Origin of the sequence: Flavivirga algicola, from assembly GCF_012910715.1 — a bacterium.
In the GTDB taxonomy this organism is placed as follows: domain Bacteria; phylum Bacteroidota; class Bacteroidia; order Flavobacteriales; family Flavobacteriaceae; genus Flavivirga; species Flavivirga algicola.
The window spans coordinates 123,812-146,418 of record NZ_JABBHF010000011.1 but is presented as its reverse complement, the minus strand read 5'-3'; the positions used below and the strand labels follow the sequence as shown (position 1 = coordinate 146,418).

The following is a 22,607-nucleotide window of genomic DNA, read 5'->3' as shown; positions in this document are numbered from 1 at the left end:
TTGAGGGCTTTCGAATGTCCAAAAATGTCCAAAAATGTCCAAAAATTTTTAACTATTTGTCCAAACAACCAAAACATATATTAGTAATTCGCCTTTCTGCAATGGGTGATGTTGCTATGACGGTTCCTGTTTTGAGGGCTTTTTCACAGCAATATCCTAATGTTAAGATTACAATTTTAACACGTGAATTTTTTGAACCATTTTTCAGAGATTTATCAAATATTTCTGTCTTCCATGCAGAAATAAAGGGAAAGCATAAAGGTGTTTTGGGGCTGTATAGACTATCAAAGGAGCTTAAGAAATTGGGCGTTGAGATAGTTGCCGATTTACACAATGTACTTCGTAGTAATATATTGAAGTTTCTTTTAGTCGGTAAACCTTTTATTCAGATTGACAAGGGGAGGAAAGAGAAAAAAGCCTTAATTTCTGGGAAGGCTTTTAAAGCATTAAAAACGACACATCAACGTTACGCCGATGTATTTGAAAAACTTGGGTTTAAAATAGATTTATCAAATCTAGAGTTTCCTAAAAAAAGAACTTTATCAAACAAATGTCAAGATTTATTAGAGGGAAGTTCCAGAAGGAAAATTGGAATTGCGCCATTTGCAGCCCATGAAAGTAAAATGTACCCTTTAGGCTTAATGAAAGAGGTTATTAAAATGATTTCTTTGAATTATCAAGTTGTTTTATTTGGTGGAGGTGAAAAAGAGATAGAAATTTTAAATGACTTTGAACACGAATTTGATAATGTAGTAAATATAGCTGGTAAATTATCATTAGATGAGGAATTAGACATTATTTCAAATCTAGAGGTTATGCTTTCAATGGATTCTGGGAATGCACACATCGCTGCTATGTTAGGGGTTAAAGTTGTAACTATTTGGGGAGTTACCCATCCATATGCTGGGTTTGCTCCTTTTAATCAACCTGAGGCTTACGGATTATTATCAGACAGAAAACAGTTTCCTAAAATTCCAACCTCAGTTTATGGAAATAGATATCCTGAGAGTTATAAAGAGGTGTCTCGAAGTATTTTACCTGAAACTATTGTTGAAAAAATAAAGACATTGAGCTAAGGTTTATTTATTTTAAACAAAGAATGGTAATTGTTATTATTTGCAACAAAAATAATTTTTTCGTCCCCCATTTCGATTAACTCCATATGCCTTACATCTTTATCTGCAAAGAAACCTGATTTTAAATGAGGCATACTTTCAAAACTGCCATCTTTTTTACCTAGTAAAATATTTCCAATTCCAGCATCTGCTCTTGTAGTTTCTACTTCCGACTGGTAATTATTTCCTGCCAAAATAAGATCTTTAACCCCATCATTGTTAATATCATAATAAACCATACTATTTATTGGAGATTGCTGCACAGTATTTTCAAATGCGGAAAAAGTAAATCCAGATATACCATTATTTATAAAGATACCAGATCTAAATTCCGTTGCCTTATAGTTTAAAGCGTTATTAATTTGTTCTCCTAGAATACCTTCAAGATTTCTATTTGCAAAATCGTTATAATTAGAAATTTTTTGTGCTAGGTGAGGGATTTGTTGAGTCATACAAGTTTTCCCTCTAACAGGTACTTCTTTTCCATTGTATTCTTTGGCAAGAATAACATCTTCAGTTCCGTTCGAGTCAAAATCTGTTGAATAGATTTGAAACGGTTTTTCTTTTGATGCATGAAACTTATAATTTAAACCTAGATTTCCTGCTATAATATCATTATCGCCATCGTTGTCAACATCTACGACCAACAATTTGTTCCACCAGCCTACAGTTTCAGAAAGGTTTTTGTGACGGTCACTTTTAATAAGTTTATTGTTTTGATTAATAAAGACTTCTATCCCCATCCATTCACCAGATAGAATTAAATCTAATTTATTGTCGTTATTAATATCATCCCAGGCCGCGCTGGTTACCATTCCAATGTGTTCAAGCTCAGGAGCTATTTCTTTAGTTTTTATAGTAAAAATTCCTTTTTCGTTAATTAGCAATGTGCTTGTTGGTGCATTAGGGTATTTGCCAGGAATAACTCGGCCTCCAATAAACAGGTCTACATCGCCATCGTTATCAAAATCGGAAGGAACAACTACAGAACCTGAAGACGTAAATTCGGGTAAAGCATTCTTTCGAGCAGTAGTAAATCTGCCGCTACCATCATTAATGTAAAGCCTGTCTTGCATTAGTTTGGGCGTGTTATAAAGCTCATAACTACCGCTTACTACATATAAATCTTGATCACCATCATTATCGACATCAAAAAAGGCTGCACTTTGGTCTTCATAAGATTTATCATTGCTAAAATCGGCTATAGACTTAGTATGGAAGGCTCCATTTGATTTTCCAATTAGTAGTTGCCCAGACTGGTCGCGTCCACCACCAATATAAATATCATCAATGCCATCATTGTTAACATCCCCTTTAGCTAACGCAGGTCCTGTTTGAGACAATTTGTGAGGTAACAAAACCTGCAAGTCATAGTCGTTAAAATAGGGGTCTTTGTGTTTGTAATTTGCTGTTAGCTTCGAAAATATCTTATTAATTTTTGTTTCTGATGAATTTATTCCATTTATCGAACTTTCATAAGAAATATCTAGAAGCGTATTAGGTTTTATATTTTCAATTGTTTGATGCTTCCCATCTAACCACTGTACTTCTAATTTTTTGATAGAAGTGTTTTTGGGTAGACCAAAATGTAAAATATTGGAAACAGAAGACAAAAACCCACGTGTATTGATTAGTTGACGTGTTTGAATGGTCCCATTATCTTGATATAACTTAACCTTAGCCCCTAAGCCATTCACATTGTTTTTAGGACCCTTAAATTTTACTTTTAAGTACTGGCCTTTATTTTGTTCTATGGTGTTGTTTTTTAGTACGGTGGCTTTGTCGTTAATATTGTTGGTTACAATATCAAGATCACCGTCATTATCCAAATCAGAATATACAACGCCATTTGAGAATGTAGGATAAGATTCTACCCATTGGTTTGAAACATTGCTAAATGTTAGATTGCCATTATTTTTGTAAATATAGTTAACAAGTTTTTGCTGCGGCATCATTTTAGTGAATTGCAAAAAATCGTTATTAGTTGGTTTTCTTCTATTTTTTCTGAGAATTTTTAGTGTCGTATTATGTGTATCTCTATCCATAACATCTCTAAAAACACCATTAGTAATATAAATATCGTTTAATCCATCTAGATCAAAATCGGCAGAAAGTACGGCCCAACTCCAATCGGTATCTGCTATTCCCGATAACTTGCTAATTTCTCTGTAGGTACCATTACCATTATTTATCTGTAGCATATTATGCATATATTGATAATGGTAGCCAGATTTCACCATCTTTTCAAACCTTCCAACTGAAGTCATTGCCATAGTGGTTTTTGACCTCACATAATCTTCAGGATTCATATCTAAAGTTATCAAATCAAAATACCCATCATTATTAATATCGGAAAAATCACTTCCCATACTATTAAAAGACATATGCTTAAAGGTGACATCTCTTTGTTCTTTAAATGTGCCATTACCGTTATTAATATAAACAAAGTCAGGCATGTTAAAATCATTACACACATAAATATCTAGCCAGCCATCGTTATTAATATCTCCAATTTGCGGATTTAAACCAAAACCGACATCGTATCCTATACCTGCCTTTTTTGTAACGTCTTTAAAGTGACCAGTACCGTCATTTTCATATAACCTATCGCTTCCTTTTAAGCTTAATGTTTTAGGGTCGTTTCCAATTTTTTCTAAATCTATAATTTTTGATTTGGCAGTAACATTTGGTGTATTAGAAAGATATACATCCAAATCATTATCGTTATCATAATCAAAAAATGTTGCCTGAATGGTTCTATTAGAATCATCTAACCCATGTTCTTTGGCTTTTTCGGTAAATGTTAAATCACCATTATTTAAATAAAGTAAATTGGCAAATTTATTGTTGTCTTCAAGATGACCACCTCTAGAAATGTAAATGTCCAAAAAGCCATCCTGATTTATATCAACGACCGTAACACCCGTATTAAAGCCATCTGTTGGGTTTATTCCAGTCGATGCTGTGATGTCTTCAAACTTAAAATTACCTTTGTTTAGATACAGTGTATTTTGATTACTATTGGAAATAAAGAATAAATCCTGCAAACCATCATTATTAAAATCGGCAGACGCAACGCCACCCCCCAAATAAGAATAGCTATACTTAAAGTAATTATAGTTTTCGGTTTCTGTTAGTAGATTAATGAAGTTAATACCAGAATCTGAAGCGTTCACATGACTAAAAAGTTTTGGGTGACTACCCTGGGTATTTTGTGGTATTACAGTATCTTCATTTTTATCACTTTTACAAGAATAGAGTGTGATTATAAAACACATACTTGTAAAAAGTAATATCTTAGCTTCTATACTAATGCTTAATCCTTTCATTAAAGATTTTAGTTCTTTATGTTTATAATTTTCAAATAATCGTCGTTGGCTACAGATAAAATTTTGTATTCACCTTTATCTGCTTTAATAAGTTCGATTTGCTTAACATCACCATCAAGGTACAATCCACTTTTAGAAGCATCAATGACTTTAAATTGACCTTTTCCATTTCCAGTTAAATAAAGCCCCAAATTAGCGTCATTTCTAGGGGTTTCAACTTCTGATGTATACAAATTTCCAGCTAATATGATATCTAGGTTATCATCTGCATTGAAATCTTTTATAATAATACTGTTTATTGAAGATAGTTGTGCTAATGAAGGCAAAGGTTTTATTTTCCAAGGGTTTTGTTTGTTATTAATAATGATACTGCTTGCAAAGGTAGTTGCGCTTAAATGTAAAGCGTTTTCAAGGTTTTCTTGCCCATAGATATCTACGAGACTAGCATTTGCAAACGAGCTATAATCTTTGTATTTTAAACTAATTGCAGGAATTTGCTCAGAAGAACACTGCCGTCCTCTAACAGGATATTTGTTGCCATCTTGGTGATAGCCTAAAACAATATCGAGTCTTTTGTTTTTATCAAAATCACCAGAATAGAGTTCAAAAGGCTCGTCATTTGTAGCTTGGTATTTGTAATTTAGCCCTAAATTTCCAGCAATATAATCTTTGTCTCCATCTTTGTCAAAATCACCTTCTGCTAAACTATACCACCAACCAATCTGATTTTGTAATCCTAATGTTTCTGTTTTATTCTTAAATATTCCATTATTATTCTCGAAAAATAATATAGGCATCCATTCTCCAGTAATAATTAAATCTAATTGGTCGTCATTGTTAAAATCGGACCACAATGCATCTGTAACTAAGCCAGGAGAAACTGCATCTGGAGCAATTTGTTCAGTAACATCGGTAAATATTGGTTCGTTCGCTTTCATACCGTCGTTTCTCAAGATATAACTTCTTGGGGCGAGCGGATACTTTCCTGGGATTAGCCTTCCAGCAACAAATAAGTCCAGATCGCCGTCATTATCATAATCACCAGATTTCACACAACTGCCACTTGTTAACATTATAGGTAAGCTGTGTGTTGCTTTTTTAAATTTACCATTACCATTGTTAATATATAACCTATCTTGAAGAGGTTCTTTGTTTCTTAAAAATTCGTTTCCACCACTAACAACGTAAAGATCTTGGTCATTGTCTCCATCAGCATCAAAAAATAAGGCTCCCATATCTTCAGATTCATTATCCTCAAGCCAAGGCCCAGCGTTTTCAGAAAAGGAACCATCATTATTTTGTAGATACATTACACCATGTTCCTTATGAGCATTACCCACATAAAAATCATCTAGACCATCGTTATTTACATCAGCCACTGCCAAGCCTGTTCCTAGTTTAGAATTTTGATGGGGTAAAAGAGGCTCAAAAAGATAATCGCTGTGTTCATTTTCCTTATGTTTAAAGTTAAGTGCAGCAGTTTGGGTTATATCTTCAAACTTAGGAGCCTTGTTTTTAGTTTTTAAACCAAGGTCTGTACTAGGATAATTTATATTTAAAATCTGATTCGTATTAACATTTACGAGGCTTTGACTTCTTCCATCAGGCCATGTTATAGTAAGGCTATCTATTGTTTTTATGTTATCTACACCAAAATGCAATATGGGTTCAACCGAAGATTCATAACCACGCGTTAACATTAGCTCCTGATATTGTATTTTTCCTTTGTGATAAAGTTTAACTTTAGAGCCTATGCCAAAATGGTTTTCAAGGCTTCCGTTTAGTTTCATCCTTAAATAATTTCTCCCTTGTGTTTCTAATTGATTTTGATAAAGGCTAGCCGTTTGGTCCATATTATTTATAACCAAGTCTAAATCACCATCATTATCAAAATCTGCATAGGCACAGCCGTGTGAGAAGCCTTTAAGATTAATGCCCCAATTTTCACCTACATTAGTAAACGTTAAATCGCCATTATTTTTGTATGCATGGTTTTCTATGGGTTCAGAAGGAATTTTTTGATAAGCAGAACCATCGATTTTACCGGTAAAATTTGCTTTTGCCATTTTAGCTTTAAAAAAGTCTTTATTGTTTACATCTCTTTTAATACCATTTGTGATGAAAATATCTTTCCATCCATCATTATCAAAATCGGCAAATAATGGTGCCCAACTCCAATCTGTTGTAGATACTCCAGCAATTCTTGCTGTATTACTAAACTGAACTCCCTTTTTCGGATTGATACCTCTGTTAAGCTGTAGAGAGTTAAACATGTACTGGTAATGAAAACCACTTTTAACGGTATTCCAAAATAGTGACGCATTCATACTAGCCATATTTTCTTTAGCTCTTCTATTATCCCTTGGTGTCATATCTACTTGCATGATATCAAGTAAACCATCATTATTATAATCGGCCGCATCGGTACCCATTCCAAACCAAGCTGTTTGATATGTAGCTAGCTTTAATTTATCGGTAAATGTGCCGTCTCCATTATTTATAAAAAATTTATCTGGGGTATTGAAATCATTTGATATGTATATATCTTGGTAACCATCGGTATTGAAATCTCCAACACTCACTCCTAATGTTAATCCATAGTTTGCTATACCACTTGTGTGGGTAATATCCTCAAATTTCCCATTCCCTAAATTTTCGTACAAATGATCACTTTCTTCATGTTTTAAGTTTTTCATCTTATGTAAATAGAAAGCGTTAGGGCTACCAAAGGGAGCTACTGGGTAATTAGCGACATATAAATCCAGATCACCGTCATTGTCAAAATCAAAAAAAACAGATTGAATAGAAGATCCGTTATCTGCTATACCATATGCTTGAGCAGATTCCGTAAACGTTAAATCTTTGTTATTAATATATAGTTTGTTTTGTTTATTTTCTTCTTTACCAGAAACATTTAGATAAATGTCTAAATATCCATCATTGTTTACATCACACATGGTTACACCTGTATGCCATTTACTATCTCCCTTTAGGTTTGAAGACATCGTTATATCTTCAAACTTCATCTTTCCCTTATTAAGATATAGTTTGTTTTCTACCATATTGCCAACAAAGAAGATATCTGACAGCCCATCATTATTAATATCGCCCGCAGCTACACCACCACCTAAATATAAATACGGATATATGAAATAATTAAGCGAGTCTGTTTCGGTGAGGATATTGTTAAAATTGATGTTAGAATGTTCTTTAGAAATACTTTTAAATAAGGTGTTTGTTTTGTTTGGTTTTTCACAACCAAAAAAGATTAAAACAGAAGAAATAACAATAAAAACAAATTTGTTTGGATACATTTTCGGTTTATTTTATTAGATCAGAAACTACAATCAGATTTTATATACATTTGTATTGAAAAAAACCTCATATCCGATATTAGAAAATGAGGTTTTTATCATTATTGTAAGTTTTACTTTGTTTAGTTACAACAATCGTTTTGTTGCCAATCGGGTCTTAGTAACATTTCCGTTAATGGAATTGGTGCATAATAGAATTTTCTAAATGCACTTTCTGGGTCACCAGCAGATGCACCTTCTAATGGTAATTCTCTGTCGTCAGTAATTCGTTTGGCAGTAGCTTCTGCAACCATTTCATTTCTTACTAAGTTATACCATCTATGCCATTCTCCAGCAAATTCCCATCCAGCTTCAGCAATAACAGCATCATGAAACTCATCACTACTTAAACCAGATAAATCAACACTATTATCATTAACACCAGCGGCTCTTCTTCTTACTTTGTTAACTGCTTCATAAGCGGCAGCGTTTGGTCCTCCATCAGCTTTATTTTGAGCTTCAGCGTATAGAAGTAACGCGTCTGCAAATCTTAAAACGTATGGGTTACCGCTAAATTGCCAGTTTTGAGGAAGTCTATAACCTGTAAGCTTCGAGTAATATGGGTTGCCCTGAATGGTTTCCTCCCATGTAAGTGTTCCATTAGCAAAGGTTGTTCTAAAAGTATCATCTTTTCTTGGCCCTTCAGGAAATTCATTAAAGAAAGCAATTTCAGCAAAATAATCATCCCATCCATTGCCTGGATCATCATCAGCAGCGCCTACAGAAAGTGGCATTCTGTTACTTAAGCCCCAATCACCACCGTTATCAGCTTGTACTGCTAAGACACTTTCAATATTATTATCGTTCTCTTCTAGCCAAACATCTCTAAAATTAGGCATTAAGTCGTGCCCAGAGTTATCAATAACATCTTTTGCCAATTCTGCTGCCTTAGCATAGTTAGCTGTAATTTTTAGAGGCCATCCAGCCGTAGTTATATATGCTTTGGCCATCATATGTTTGGCTGCCCAAGATGTCGGTCTACCAGGTTCACCAGGCCAAGATGCGGGTAGGTTGTTTATGGCGAATTGAAGATCAGAAATTACCAAATCAAAAACATCACTCTCAGGAGATCTAGGTTCTTCTCCTGTAGCTACATCAGATGTAACTATAGGAACTGGCCCCCAAGTTCTAACCAATTGAAAATACGCCCAGCCTCTTAAAAAGAAAGCTTGCGCTACAGCTTGTTCTCTTTCTGTTCCTTCAGGCGCATTTGTATAATTTGAAATTACAGCGTTTGCAAAAAATACGGTGCGGTACAAATGATTCCAACCATGCTCTTTTAACCAGCTATTACCAGCGGTATATTGGAACTGATCAAATTCGCGATAATCCGATTTATTAGAGCCTGCACGCGAAGTAACATCATCCCCTGCTAAAGTAGGGATTGATCCTTGTGCATTTAAGAAAAACTCCATATAAGGGCGATATATAGCTGTTACTCCAGCGTCGAGATCTGTTTGCGTTTTGTAAAACGTAGCAGGAGTAAGTATACCTTTAGGGTCTTCCTCCAACTCAGAACAGCTAAAAACCAGTGTTAAAGCTGCTAAGATTAATAATTTATAATTTTTCATAATAACAGTTTTTTTATTTTTAAAATTTAACATTAACGCCAAGTGTTACTCTTTTAGGATTCGGGTAAACACCTGTGTCATAACCTAAAAATACATTGGAAGATCCACCAGCACTTACCTCTGGGTCATAGCCTTTATAATCTGTTATGGTAATAAGGTTTTGGGCACTTAAAATAAGCTTTACAGAATCTAAGAAAGTAGATTCTAGAAGGCTTTCAGGTAAATTATAACCTAAACTTATATTTTTAAACCTTATAAAGGTTGCATCTTCTACATAACGAGAATCCTCAGGTCTATGGAGATAATTTGAGGTTAAGGAAGGAACAACTGTATTTTGATTATCTGGTGTCCAAGCATTTAATTGATCAATACCAGTAAGGGAACCATCGCCACCTGCACCATTAGTTAATGCTCGGTTAATGTTCAACAGGTCATGTCCAACCATTGATTGTAGAAAAACGTTCAAGGTGAAGTTTTTATAAGATAGGGTGTTATTAAGGCCCCAAGTAAAGTCTGGAGCTCCATTACCTATTGTTGTAATATCATCAGCAGAGATTGATCCATCGCCGTTTACATCTCTATACTTAGAGTCTCCAGGGTCAGCATCAAAAGCATCTGCTTCTGCAACTTCATCTGTTCCCCATACGCCATCATTAATATATCCTTGAATATTCCCAATGCGTCCTCCTACTTCAACTCTAGTTGGAATTGCAGCAGATCCAGAGAATAAACCACCACCAGGAAATATGAAGTCGTCCTTACCAAGGCTAATGGCAGTCGCTTTATTTGTAGAGATATTAAACGCAGCATCCCATTGAAAATCTTCATTGTTGATAATGGTTCCTTCTACCATAAATTCGAAACCTTCATTTTCTATTTCTCCAGTATTTACCAGTTCAGTTATACCACCAATATAGGTAGGAGGCGTAACTCTTAGTAAAACATCAGTCGTATTCTTTTTATAATAATCTACACTCGCTGTAAAACGATTGTTCCAGAATCCAAAATCAATACCAGCATTTAATTGTGCTGTTGTTTCCCATCTTAAATCATCATTTGTTAACCCTCCAGGAGCTACACCAAATTGAATGGTAGAACCATCTACAATAGCTCCAATACCAGTAACTAACGAAGGAAAAGAACTATAGGCGGCTATACCCTCATTTCCAGTTTCTCCCCAGCTAACTCTTAACTTTAAATTGCTTAACGTTTTAGAATCTTGTAAAAAAGGTTCTTCAGAAACTCTCCAGCCTAAGGCTACAGAAGGGAATGTAGCATTTTGGAATTTGTTTTGAAATTTTGAAGATTGATCTTGCCTCACAGTACTTGATAATAAGTATTTGTTTTTATAAGCATATTCCATTCTTGCTACATATGATCTGATAGAAGATTCGTTTTCACCTGAAGCAATATTATAAGTTTCAGCCAGTGCTAAGTTAAAATAAGAACGATCTAAATTGGTTAAGCCTGTTGCGGTTGCTGAAGATCCAAAAATTTCTGTCCATGTTTCTTCAAAGACACCTTTTAGTAATAATGAATGATTTTCACCAATATTAGGTCTGTAGTCTAATATATGGGTATGCTGATACGTTTGGAATTGGCTCTCGGTAACAGAGGCCTGAGGCGCTTGAAGATCTGCTAAATCGTCTTTAAAAAATCGATTTGAACCTTGTTGTGTTCTTCTCGCTCCAATAAATGTATAATCAATATTTTTGGTAACATTCCAATTAACATTAAAGTTAAAGGTGGTATTATCAGTGAATATGTTTTCATTTCTTCCAAATGCTATAGCGGTAGGGGACGTAGCAATTCCCGAAAACCTTCCAGTGTGTGTCGGCCTTCCGTTATCCTGATATGCTGGAACAGTAGGGCTGTAAATTAGCGCAGCGGCAGTTGGATTAAATAAAGAACTGGTATTGTTTATGTTTTTTGCCAACTCATCTGCATAACTAATGTAAAGCCCCATTCGTAATTTTTCATTTACCTCAAAATTAACATTGGCTCTAACAGCTTCTCTCTCATACAAACTATTCTCTAAAATCCCCACATTATCTACTTTGTTACCAGAAATATAGTAATCAATTTTTCCTGATTTTCCAGAAATAGAAAGGTTATGATTTTGCAATATGGCATCAAATCCTTCTCTGTAAATTTCGTCTTGCCAATCTGTTCCTCCTGCTGTTCTAAAAGCATCGATTTGAGTTTGAGAGAATTCTTCGGTTCCACTACTTATATTAACAACTTCGGCATGCTGAGCTGCAGATAGTTTATCAATTTTACTCGGCAAATATTGTGCTGAAATTAATGAGTTAAATTCAACTACTGGTGTATCTGTTTTTCCTCTTTTAGTCGTTACCATTACAACACCATTTGAACCACGAGAACCATAAAGGCCTGTAGATGATGCGTCTTTTAATATTTCAATAGATTGAATGTCAGCTGGATTTAATGCAGTAAAAGATGCCCCAAGCACGCCATCTATAACATACAGTGGGTCAGAATTGTTGGTAATTGAATTAGCTCCTCTAATTCTAACTACGGCGATACTACCAGGGGCTCCACTGGCATTACTTATTTGTACCCCTGGGCTACGTCCTTGAAGCACATCTGAAGCAATGGCTATAGGCTGCTCTTCATAATCTTTTGGAGATACAGAAGATATAGCGCCTACAATATCACTTCTTTTTTGTGTACCATAACCAACTACCACAACTTCATCTAGTTGTGCAGTGTCTTCTTTTAATACAATTTTTATAGATGTTTGGTTGCCAATGGTAACTGATTGAGTAATATAACCTAGAAAAGAAACTTCTAATACATCTCCTGGTGAGACCTGAATACTGAAGTTTCCATCAAAATCCGTAACCAAACCTTTTGTTGTTCCTTTTACAATAATACTTGCACCAGGTACACCCAGTCCATTTTCGTCTACTACGGTACCTTTAACGGTTTGTTGCAAGGCCGAAGAAGTCTCTTTATTGGATTTTGATACTAAAATTATTTGTTTGTTTAATACTTCAAATTTTATGTCAGTGCCAGATAATAAGGTATCTAATATTTTTTTGATTTTAGTTTTTTTGAAGTTAATAGATACTAATTTTTTATAATCAACTTCTTTATCGTTGTATAAAAACTTAAAATCAGATTTAGCTTCAATAGAGCGCAGTACATTTTCAATGGTTACATTCTCTAATTCTAAGGTAATTTTTGTGTTTTGTGAGTAAGAAGAATTAGCATGTATTTGAAAAAGTGATATTAAAAATAAATAAACAGTTAGTTTCATTTTTAAATCAAGCTTTAAATAGGGAATGCCATTCCCTAACTTTATTAGAAATTTCATATTTTTGTTTTGTGTTTAGTCGTTTAATATTTTTGTTAAATTGCTAGAGCTAATCGGGAAATGTTGCAGCATTTTCCGATTTTTTTTGCAAGGTTTGAGAGATTGTCATGTCATAGTTTAGTTATTTTTAAGAGTTATTGTTTAGTTTATTGTTATGTTATTCCCTTTTATATTATAATCAAACGTATAATTTTTGCTAAAGGAATTTAATACTTGTTCAATAGTTTCTATATCAAAAGAAGCTGTAAAGTCTTCGTTGTCAAGTGAAGTGTTGTTATTAGTAATAGAAACGTTATAGCGTCTTTCAAGTTTCTTTGTTATATTTTTGAAAGGCATATGTTCAAAGACAACTCTGCCTTCAGTCCAAGCTGTATAAATAGAAGTATCTACAGTTTTAAGATTAATATCCATATTTTGCTTTACCCATTCTGCCTTATCTCCAGGTTTAAGTATGGTTGTTCTTTTTGGGTTAGAATTAGGACTTATTGCTACAGAACCTTCAACCAATACAGTATTGATGTATGGGTCTTCTGGATAGGATGATACGTTGAATTTAGTTCCTAAAACCGTTATATTCATGTTGTTGGTATGAACAATAAATGGTTGTTTTTTATTTGTTTCAACATCAAAAAAAGCTTCTCCTTTTAAATAAACGGTTCTGTTTTCCCCCTTTATAAAGTTTATTGGATATCTAAGCGTACTACCTGAATTAAGAGTAACCTTTGAACCATCAGACAGAATAACTTGAAGATTCCTGCCATATGGAATGGTTAATTCATTATAAATGAGTTTCTCTGAAAATTTTGACTTATTTGAATTGGAGTAATCCAGTTTGAACCCGTCTTCAACATTTAAAAATGATCCATTCTTAGATATGGTTTTCTGAGGACTATTATCTGAAATAATTTCTTTTTCACCATTGCCTAAGTCTAGAACAATGTCGTTAAAAGGTAATCCAATGGTATTTTTATCTGAAGAGATTTGAGATGGTCTATTAATGTTTTTATAAGAAACATATCCAAGGGTTAGGCACAAGATTAAAATTGCAGCAAATTTATAAACATATTTAAACGATTTATTGCTGGCTAATGAATTTGGTTTAATGTTTTGCCAATCGCTATACTTTGTTTTGTTTATATATTTTAATTGTTCTTCCCTTTCTTTTTTAATATTTGTGTTTGTAAGGTTGTTTATAATATCATCAGTATCATTTTTAGAGAAAATTTCATCAATTTCTGATGGATCTATATCCTTCTCATTAAGTATTCTTAAAGCTGTTTTTTTTGCTAAGGAGATGATTCTTTTTAAACTATTCATGAAATAAAAAAAGGATTGTTTTTGTATACAACACATGTGTATAACGATAAAAAATTAAGGAAGGGTGAAAAAAAAGTCATTTTTTTGCCTCTAAAATGACAAAACGTTGATTTTTAGCTTGTTTTTTTATTAAAATGGTGTTTTAAGCAGTTAATGCTTAATATAATAAAGTTATTAGCAAGGAGCAGGCACCTTTTAGCAAGGGTCGAAGTTTTTGGTAAGCGATACGCTTTTGTGTCTTAACGGTGTTCAATGAAATTGACAATTCTTCCGAGATTTGTTTGTTTTCTAACCCCTTTAAGCTTAGATGGATAATCCTTTTACATTTATATGGAAGCGTATTAATAGCTTGGTTAACTAATCTAGAAGTTTCTTCTATTAGGACCTGTTTTTCAAAATAAGTTTGAGAAGTAATAATTTCTATAGACTCTGAATCTAAACTGGTTTTGGATTTATTTTTTTTGCTTTTTATAAAATCTATAGATTTATTCCTTACAGCGGTGTAGAGATATGCCTTTATGTTGTCATTATCACTGAATTGTATTTGATCTTTCCAAATTTTTATAAACACCTCTTGTACTATATCTTTAGAGTGTTCTAGATTATTTGTGTACTTGTTAGAAAATAAACAGAGCGACGTATAAAAAGAGTTAAACAACTTTTTATAAGCTTCTTGTGTCATATTATTTTTCTTAACTAGCTTCAAAATAAAAGATATAATCAGACGATTATGAGTTATTAAAAATTGGGGGTCTTATTAAAAATATAGATGTGAAATACAAAATCGATTAAATCAAAAATAATAATTAATTAGAAAAATTAAGGGTTTTTTAAGAAAAATTAAGAATAAGTCAAGTTTATTCTATAATTAATTAACAGAATAACGATGAATCTTTATCAAGACAGGGACTAAATCAAGGAAAACCCCTACTAATTTAAGTATAAGAAAGTATATAAAACTAAAAAAGGTTTATTTATCAAATGGGCTTTCATTTATTTTTTCCTCAGATTTTATCTTTTTTATATAATCGCTTGGCAAAACTCCAAATTGTTTTTTAAAGCATTTTGAAAAATAGGAGGCTGTATTAAATCCAGTCATGTACATAATCTCCTTTACCGACAAATCACTTGTTTCTAAAAGTTGTAAAGCACGCTTTAAACGAATATTCCTAATAAATTCTCCAGAAGATAGTCCCGTTAGTTCTTTAAATTTCATAAAAATATTAGAACGGCTAAGATTCATTTCCTTTACGAGGAACTTAACATTGAAATCTGTATTCATCATGTGCTTTTCAATAATTTCAATAGCTTGTTGTAGAAATTTTTCATCTGTAGATGTTACAGCAACTTCTTTGGGTTGGGATATTATTTTTCTATTAAAACGTTTTCTTAATTGTTCACGGTGGTCTAAAATATTTGCAAGTTTGAGCTTCAATAAGTCAATATTAAAGGGCTTTCTAATATAATCATCTGCACCATTTGTAAAACCTTCCAGTTCGTTTTCTTCTGATGCCTTTGCCGTAATCATTATAACTGGAATATGACTGGTTTCCTGTTTCGTTTTAAGTTGTTTGCAAAACTCGAAGCCATCCATCACCGGCATGAAAATATCGGTAAGAATAACATTTGGTTGTAGGTGCTTTGCGGCCTCCAAACCTTCTTTCCCGTTTTCGGCATGATATACATTATAATATTCATTAAGGGCTTGTGCAATGAAGTCTCTTATGTCGCTATGGTCATCAACAATCAAAAGTATTGGTAATTTCGATCTTCTTTTAGAGAATATTTTATCAATAATCTCATCGTTTATATCCCTTTGATAGCTACTTACATTGTTGGGCATCATGAACCCAAGCGTCTTGTCTTCAGATTCAAAGCTTATGTTAGGGATATTCAAATAATCTTCTTTGTTTGTTGGGAATTTAAAGATAAACGTACTTCCTTTTTTATGTTTACTTTCAACATCTAAAGATCCCTGATGTAATTCTGCCAGCTTTTTAGCATATGAAAGACCAATACCAGCACCTTCAGAGAGTTGTTTTTTAGAAGGTTTTTTATCCACGTAAAAACGCTCAAAGATGTATTTTACTTTATCTGGTTTAATACCTGGACCAGAGTCTTTAACCTTAATAACCAAATGCTTTTTTATTTCTGAATCAGCGTTTATGTTTTCTATGCTATTAAGGATTTCGATAACGATAACGCCATGGTCTGGAGTAAACTTTATAGCATTCGACAGCAGGTTGTTTAATATTTTTTCGACAGCATTTGGATCAAACCAAGCCGTTATATCCTCATCCGAATAATTTATTTCAATATTTATATGACGTTTTTTACAGAGAAATTGAAAAGGTTGAATAAGTTCATTTACAAACTCAATGATATTGCTCTTGTAAAGAGTTAAGGTCATTTTACCTTTGTCCATTTTCCTGAAACCAAGTAACTGATTAACTAAACGCAATAGAGAATCTGTATTTTTTTGCATCAGATTTAATTGATGTAAAACAACTTTTTTATCTAGTTGTGTATAAGACTGTTTAAGATATTCTAAAGGTCCTTTTATTAAAGTTAAAGGTGTGCGGATTTCATGCGATATATTAGTGAAGAATTCTATTTTAAGTTGTTGCAATTCTTCATTTTTTTCTTTTTCCAGATGTTCTAATTCTAATTGGTGTTTTTTATTAGTATTTATTATGGTATATTTTCTAAAAGCAATTAAAAGACCTACAATTATTAAAGAGTATATGAAATATGCTATGTTGGAAAGCCAAAAAGGAGGGCTTATACTTATATCTATTTTTGAAGGTGTTTTATCCCATAGGCCATCATTATTTGTAGCTTTTACATAAAATATATAGGTGCCAGGCTCGAGGTTTGTATAAGAGGCAAAACGTTTATTAGAAGTTGTTTGCTCCCAGTCTTTTTCAAAACCTTCTAACTTATAGGCAAATTGATTTTTTTGTGAAGCTGCATAATGTAAAGCAGCAAACTCGAAAGAGATATTGTTTTCAAAATATTTAAGATTAATCTTTTGGGTTTTACTAATGGTTTCTTTTAATATAACACGATCATTAATTTTATCTCGAACAGATACTGGCTGATTGGAGATTAAAAAATTAGTTATAATAGTTTCAGGTTCGAAAGTGTTTTCAACCAGATTTTTAGGGAAAAACGAATTGAAACCATTAATACCTCCAAAAAGCATCTCATTATTACGTCTTTTAAGGCATGCTAACTCTTGAAATTCATTACTTTGCAAACCATCATTTACATCATAGTTCTTAAAAGTTTCTTGTTCAGGATTGAACTTAGAAAGCCCTTTGTTTGTGGATAGCCAGAGGTTGCCACTTTCATCTTCTAAAATACCTTTAATTACTTTATTGGGGAGTCCATCTTTATCTGAATAGGATTTAAAACTAGCTGGTTTATTTTTACTCTCAGGAATAAATTTATTTAAGCCCCCTCCAAAGGTGCCAACCCAAAGTTCGCCCTTTGCACTTTCATATATGGGTAAAATATAATTATGGCTAATACTCGTTGTGTCTCCAATAATATGCTTGTAAACTTGAAATTTAGGATGTTTTTTTAAGGCTTCTTCTTTTGTGAGCCTATTTAACCCATCACCAGTAGCAAACCATATATTACCCTTACTATCTTCATAAATATTTCTAATAATATTATTTGAAATACTACTAGGGTCATTGGGGTTAGACATAAAAATATCTGTGGTATACTGATCTGTACCCTTTTTTGGTGTCCAACGATAGATACCAACTTCGTATGTCCCTATCCAAATAGTTTTGTTACTATCTGAAAGAATAGAAAAAACGCCACCAGTAATTTCTTCTACAGGTAGGATTTTGTTGGAGCTTATTTTAGATGGAGTTGTTATATCCAATGTATATAAACTTATCATATTTCTACTGCCTAGCAGAAGTTTTTTCTTGTTGCCAGATTCAATTTCTTCAATGGCAAATACATTAGTTAAGGTATCAAAATTAAAAAAGGTATTATCATTACTTTGTTTAGGTTTCATACTTACTCCCCCGCCTTCTGTTCCAATCCATAAATTCCCGTTACTATCTTCAAAAAAAGATCTTATTTTGTCATAGCTAAGACTATTGGGCTTTAAAGTTTTTCTAACATGATCAAACCTATTTCTTCCAGGGTTGAATTTATTTATACCACCTCCATTGGTTCCTATCCAAATAATACCAGTTTTATCTTTAAATAAAGACGTAATTATATTTTTGCTTAAACTATTTGGGTCTGTAGGGTTATACTCGAAATGCTGAAGCAATTCGGGAAGTTCCTTATCTGACGAATTTTTTAAATAATTTAATCCGCTCTCACTTCCTGCCCAGATATTGTTGTCGTCTACTAATAAGCAGCGAAAGTTTCCATCAAGGATTTTTGTGAACTTAAGCGATGTGTTAATTCTAGATTGATAAAATAAACCTTTATTGGTTGTTATTATTAAGCGGCCTTCTTTGTCTTCTCCAATAGAGGACACTGCTAAATTTGGCAATCCAACCTCTTCATTAAGGAATTTGAAATACGTATCTCCATTACGTTCTCTTGATAGTCTATAAAGGCCTCCTGGCCCTCCAGTCCAAATACGCCCTTTGCTATCTTGATAAACAGCATCAACGGAGCTAACATTAATACTAGGGATGAAAGGTTCTTGATGTGCTTTAAAGCGCTGGAACTCTACTGCTCCATCAATGTTGTCTAAATTTAACATATTTAACCCTTCGCTGGTTCCTATCCATAAGCGATTTTCTCGATCTATATAAACTGTGATTATATAATTGTTATCAATACTTTTTAAGTCTTTCTTATTATAGGTATAGGTTTTAAATTTTTCGGATGATTTATCAAAAAATATGAGTCCGCCTCCTGTAGTTCCAATCCAAAAATCCCCATTTTGATCTTCTTCAATATCAAAGATTAAATTACTGGTTATGCTTTCAGGGATATTAGAATCGGGATTAAATATTTTAAAGCTGTAGCCGTCATATTTGTTTAGACCATCATGGGTTCCAAACCACATAAAACCATCTCTGTCCTGATGGATTGTGTTAATGTCACTTTGAGACAGGCCATTATCAGTGGTAATACGTTCAAAATATCCTAAATTTTGAGAGATATGGGTTTTAGGTAATAAGAAGCAAAGTGTAAAGATGAGCGCCCCGAAATTTTTTTTCATTCTGGAGGTAATTTCAACTGTTGTATTTCTGTTTCTTATAACCACTTAGATAATGCTAATTTTTATTCAGAATTAATAGTTTTAAGGCATTGTTGTTCGGAGCTATTAGAAATGCAGGTGCGTGGTCTTTTCCTAAAAGGATTGGTTTTATATCTTTAATTTCTCCATTAATAAACAGCCCCGTACTTTCTGAACTTAAAACAGAAAAACCGTCAGCATTTCCTTGAATAACAGCGGTTAAGCTAGCATCGTTCCGTGGGGTTTCTACCTCTGCACCATATAGGTTACCTCCAATTAACAGATCGGGGTACTCGTCACCGTTGTAATCAAAGTTAACAAATTTATTTATTGATGAAAATTGGGAACGATTGGGTAATTTATGAAGGCTAAATGAGCCATGACCATCACTTTTTATTACATGATGCGCAAATGTGTTAGCTTTATAATTTAGTGACCCTTCTAGCATACCTTCTCCATAGATATCTATTAAATTTGCGTTGGCAAAAGACTCAAAAGTTTTGAACCTCTTTTTAATAGCTGGGACTTGTTGCGAAGAACATTCTCTACCTCTTAAAGGTAGCTTTTTGCCATTCTTTTCGTAGCTCAAAACAATATCTGATGATCCGTTTTCATCAAAATCATTTGCGTAAACCTCAAAAGGTTCCTTTTTGCTTGCTTTATATTTGTAATTCAGACCCAAGTTACCAGCTAAATAATCCATATCACCATCATTATCAATATCTATTTTTTCAAGGCTATACCACCAGCCTGTGTGTTCTTTAAAACCGAGTTTTTCTGTTTCTTCTTCAAAGGTCGTTCCTGTGTTTTTGAAGAATCGTATAGGCATCCATTCACCAGTAATAATTAAATCTAATTTACCATCATTATTATAATCATCCCAAACGGCACTAGTTACTAAACCTGCTTCATTTAAACTAGGAGCTAGCTCTAAAGTTACATTTGTGTATTTTAGATTAGTGTCTTTTCCTCCATCATTTCTTAAAATATAACTTTGGGCTGGATATGGGTATTTGCCAGGTGTAATTCTGCCTCCAACAAATAAGTCTAAATCACCATCATTGTCGTAATCACCAGATATTACATTTTGACCACTCGCTTTAATTTCTGGTAGGGTGTTATTTGTTTTAATAAAACCATTAGAGGTATTTATATATAATCTGTCTTGATATTCGGTATTTGGTTTGTTTTTATCATTACCGCCATTTACCACATACAAATCTAAATCATTATCATTATCGGCATCAAATAACAAAGCACCTGTGTCTTCATATTGGGCGTCCAAATTCCAAGGACCTTCGATTGTTTTGAATGTACCGTCCTTATTTTGAATATATAAAGCGCCTGAGCTTCCAGCTGCATTACCAATAAAAAAGTCTTCTAATCCGTCTGCATTTACATCGCCTACAGTTAAGCCTGGACCAGATGTGGAATATTTATGGGGCAATAAGGGTTCATATTTAAAGTCATCGTAGACGTTTTCTTTATGACAAAATATAATACCTGATGCTTCTGTAATGTCTTTAAAACTATGTTTTGTAGTTGAGGGTTGTTGTGTTGAGCGGCTATTTTTAAATTCAATTTTTATCAATTGATTTGCATTAACATTTTTTAAAACCTGCTCATTTCTGTTTGGCCATGTAATCTTTAATTCGTCAATAATATTATATTCTCCAACCCCAAAATGAAAGATAGGCTCTGTACTAGATTGATAACCCCTAGTGGTAGTGAGTTCTTGGGTTTGTTCTATATTTTTGGTTTTTACTGTAATTTTGGCTCCAATTCCAAAAGGGTTGCTGGATGTGCCATTAAGCTTAATTTTTAAATAATTGTTTTTTGTTTTTTGAGCGTCATTGATGTAGATTGATGCGTGGTTGTCCATGTTATTTATAACAAGATCTAGGTCGCCATCGTTATCAAGATCAACAGAAGTAAACCCATTTGAGAACCCTTTTTCATCAAGTTGCCATTCGTGTGTAATTTTGGAAAATGTGAAATCCCCATTATTTTTATAAGCATAATTTGAGATGGGTGTGCTCGGTAATCGCTTAAAATCTAATTTTTTTTCATTCCCGAAAAGTCTTTCCGTTTTATATTCGGCATTAACATCATTATTATTAACATCACGTTTTACACCATTGCTAATAAATACATCTTTCCAGCCATCATTATCAAAGTCTGAAAATATGGCGCCCCAGCTCCAGTCTGTAGTAGCCATTCCTGCAAACCTTGAGATATCACTTAAAATAGGAAGGTTTTCTTTGTTAGTTCCATTATTTAGTTGCAGGGAGTTTTGCATATATTGATGGTTAAAACCTAAATCGACGGCTTGATAAAAGGTTTCGGGTCTCATGCTAGCCATATTGGTTTTAGATCGGCTATAATCTTCGGCAGTCATATCTACTTGTAACAGATCTGTTAAGCCGTCATTATTAAAATCTGAGGCATCTATACCCATTCCAAACATAGAGGTGTGCCTGGAAACTTGATTAGAAACTTCATTAAATGTACCATCCCCATTGTTAAGATATAGGTAATCGGGGACGTTAAAATCATTCGAAAGGTAAAGATCCTTATGGCCATCATTATTGAAGTCTGAAGCAACAATGCCTAAAGTAAGCCCAAAACGCTGTACACCTGCCGAGGTTGTTACATCAGAAAATGTTCCGTTACCATTATTTTTATATAAATGACCAGAATCTTCAAACCTGTTTTTATCCATTTTACTTTTATAATACATGTTACCCATGCTAACTAATACCGTAGGGTAATTGGCAACGAATAGGTCTAAAAACCCATCATTGTTATAATCGAAAAAGGTAGATTGTATGGATTTGCTTTTGTCGGCAATACCAAATGATTCTGCTTGTTCGGAAAATGTGTTGTCACCATTATTTATAAATAACTGATTGGCACTGTTTCCAGATTTTCCTGAGACACTTAGATAAATATCTAAAAGCCCATCGTTATTGACATCTGCCATGGTGGTGCCTGAGTACCATCTTGAATCGCCGCTTACGCCAGCAGATTCTGTAATATCTTCGAACTTAAGCCCTCCTTTGTTTAAATAAAGTTTGTTTGGAACTAAATTACCTGTAAAATAAAGGTCTGGTAGTCCATCATTATTAATGTCTCCCGATGAGACTCCGCTACCTAGATAAAGAAAAGGAAAGTTAAAGTAGTTAAGTGTATCGTTTTCAATAATATTATTGGAAAAAAGAACTTGGGAATGCTCTATGTTGAGAGGGTAAAAAGTGGTACTATACTCGATAGTTTTTTTTTTCGAGCAAGAAGAGAGGATAGCTACAATACCAAGTAAAAAGAAGATTTTTTTCCAATGCTGAATCATACAAAT

At 33.4% G+C, this 22,607-nt stretch carries 9 protein-coding genes; 1 reads left to right on the top strand and 8 read right to left on the bottom strand.

The features are described 5' to 3' along the window. Positions 1-101: 101 nt before the first annotated feature. Positions 102-1,076: a glycosyltransferase family 9 protein gene (locus tag HHX25_RS17505; RefSeq protein WP_169676299.1), complete on the top strand. Its 975-nt coding sequence runs from the start codon at positions 102-104 to the stop codon at positions 1,074-1,076. Here HHX25_RS17505 and HHX25_RS17500 read toward each other — a convergent pair. From HHX25_RS17500 to HHX25_RS17465, 8 genes are all read right to left on the bottom strand, one after another. Beyond that, a complete protein-coding gene (locus HHX25_RS17500) occupies positions 1,073-4,444 on the bottom strand; it encodes a VCBS repeat-containing protein (protein ID WP_169676162.1) in 3,372 nt (1,123 codons plus the stop codon). The two genes, HHX25_RS17505 and HHX25_RS17500, sit on opposite strands and share 4 nt — an antisense overlap. 8 nt (positions 4,445-4,452) lie before the next feature. Then, positions 4,453-7,758, bottom strand: coding sequence for a VCBS repeat-containing protein (locus HHX25_RS17495; protein WP_169676160.1), 3,306 nt, complete (start codon positions 7,756-7,758; stop codon positions 4,453-4,455). A 122-nt stretch (positions 7,759-7,880) separates the two neighbouring features. After that, complete coding sequence (locus HHX25_RS17490; protein ID WP_169676158.1) at positions 7,881-9,368, bottom strand: RagB/SusD family nutrient uptake outer membrane protein; 1,488 nt, start codon at positions 9,366-9,368, stop codon at positions 7,881-7,883. 19 nt (positions 9,369-9,387) lie between these two features. Next, positions 9,388-12,708, bottom strand: coding sequence for a TonB-dependent receptor (locus tag HHX25_RS17485; RefSeq protein WP_169676156.1), 3,321 nt, complete (start codon positions 12,706-12,708; stop codon positions 9,388-9,390). A 141-nt stretch (positions 12,709-12,849) separates the two neighbouring features. Continuing rightward, entirely contained in the window at positions 12,850-14,025 is a 1,176-nt protein-coding gene (locus HHX25_RS17480; protein WP_169676154.1) for a FecR family protein, read from the bottom strand. Positions 14,026-14,182: 157 nt separating this feature from the next. Continuing rightward, positions 14,183-14,731, bottom strand: a complete 549-nt coding sequence (locus tag HHX25_RS17475; protein ID WP_262888895.1) for an RNA polymerase sigma-70 factor — start codon at positions 14,729-14,731, stop codon at positions 14,183-14,185. Positions 14,732-14,995: 264 nt separating this feature from the next. Further along, positions 14,996-19,234, bottom strand: a complete 4,239-nt coding sequence (locus tag HHX25_RS17470; protein WP_169676150.1) for a two-component regulator propeller domain-containing protein — start codon at positions 19,232-19,234, stop codon at positions 14,996-14,998. Positions 19,235-19,289: 55 nt separating this feature from the next. Beyond that, entirely contained in the window at positions 19,290-22,601 is a 3,312-nt protein-coding gene (locus HHX25_RS17465) for a VCBS repeat-containing protein (protein ID WP_169676148.1), read from the bottom strand. Between the last annotated feature and the right edge of the window lie 6 nt (positions 22,602-22,607).

Coding starts and splice junctions, on each gene's coding strand:
- HHX25_RS17505 (WP_169676299.1), top strand. CDS start 102: ATGGGTGATGTTGCTATGACGGTTCCTGTTTTGAGGGCTTTTTCACAG.
- HHX25_RS17500 (WP_169676162.1), bottom strand. CDS start 4,444: ATGAAAGGATTAAGCATTAGTATAGAAGCTAAGATATTACTTTTTACA.
- HHX25_RS17495 (WP_169676160.1), bottom strand. CDS start 7,758: ATGTATCCAAACAAATTTGTTTTTATTGTTATTTCTTCTGTTTTAATC.
- HHX25_RS17490 (WP_169676158.1), bottom strand. CDS start 9,368: ATGAAAAATTATAAATTATTAATCTTAGCAGCTTTAACACTGGTTTTT.
- HHX25_RS17485 (WP_169676156.1), bottom strand. CDS start 12,708: ATGAAATTTCTAATAAAGTTAGGGAATGGCATTCCCTATTTAAAGCTT.
- HHX25_RS17480 (WP_169676154.1), bottom strand. CDS start 14,025: ATGAATAGTTTAAAAAGAATCATCTCCTTAGCAAAAAAAACAGCTTTA.
- HHX25_RS17470 (WP_169676150.1), bottom strand. CDS start 19,234: ATGAAAAAAAATTTCGGGGCGCTCATCTTTACACTTTGCTTCTTATTA.
- HHX25_RS17465 (WP_169676148.1), bottom strand. CDS start 22,601: ATGATTCAGCATTGGAAAAAAATCTTCTTTTTACTTGGTATTGTAGCT.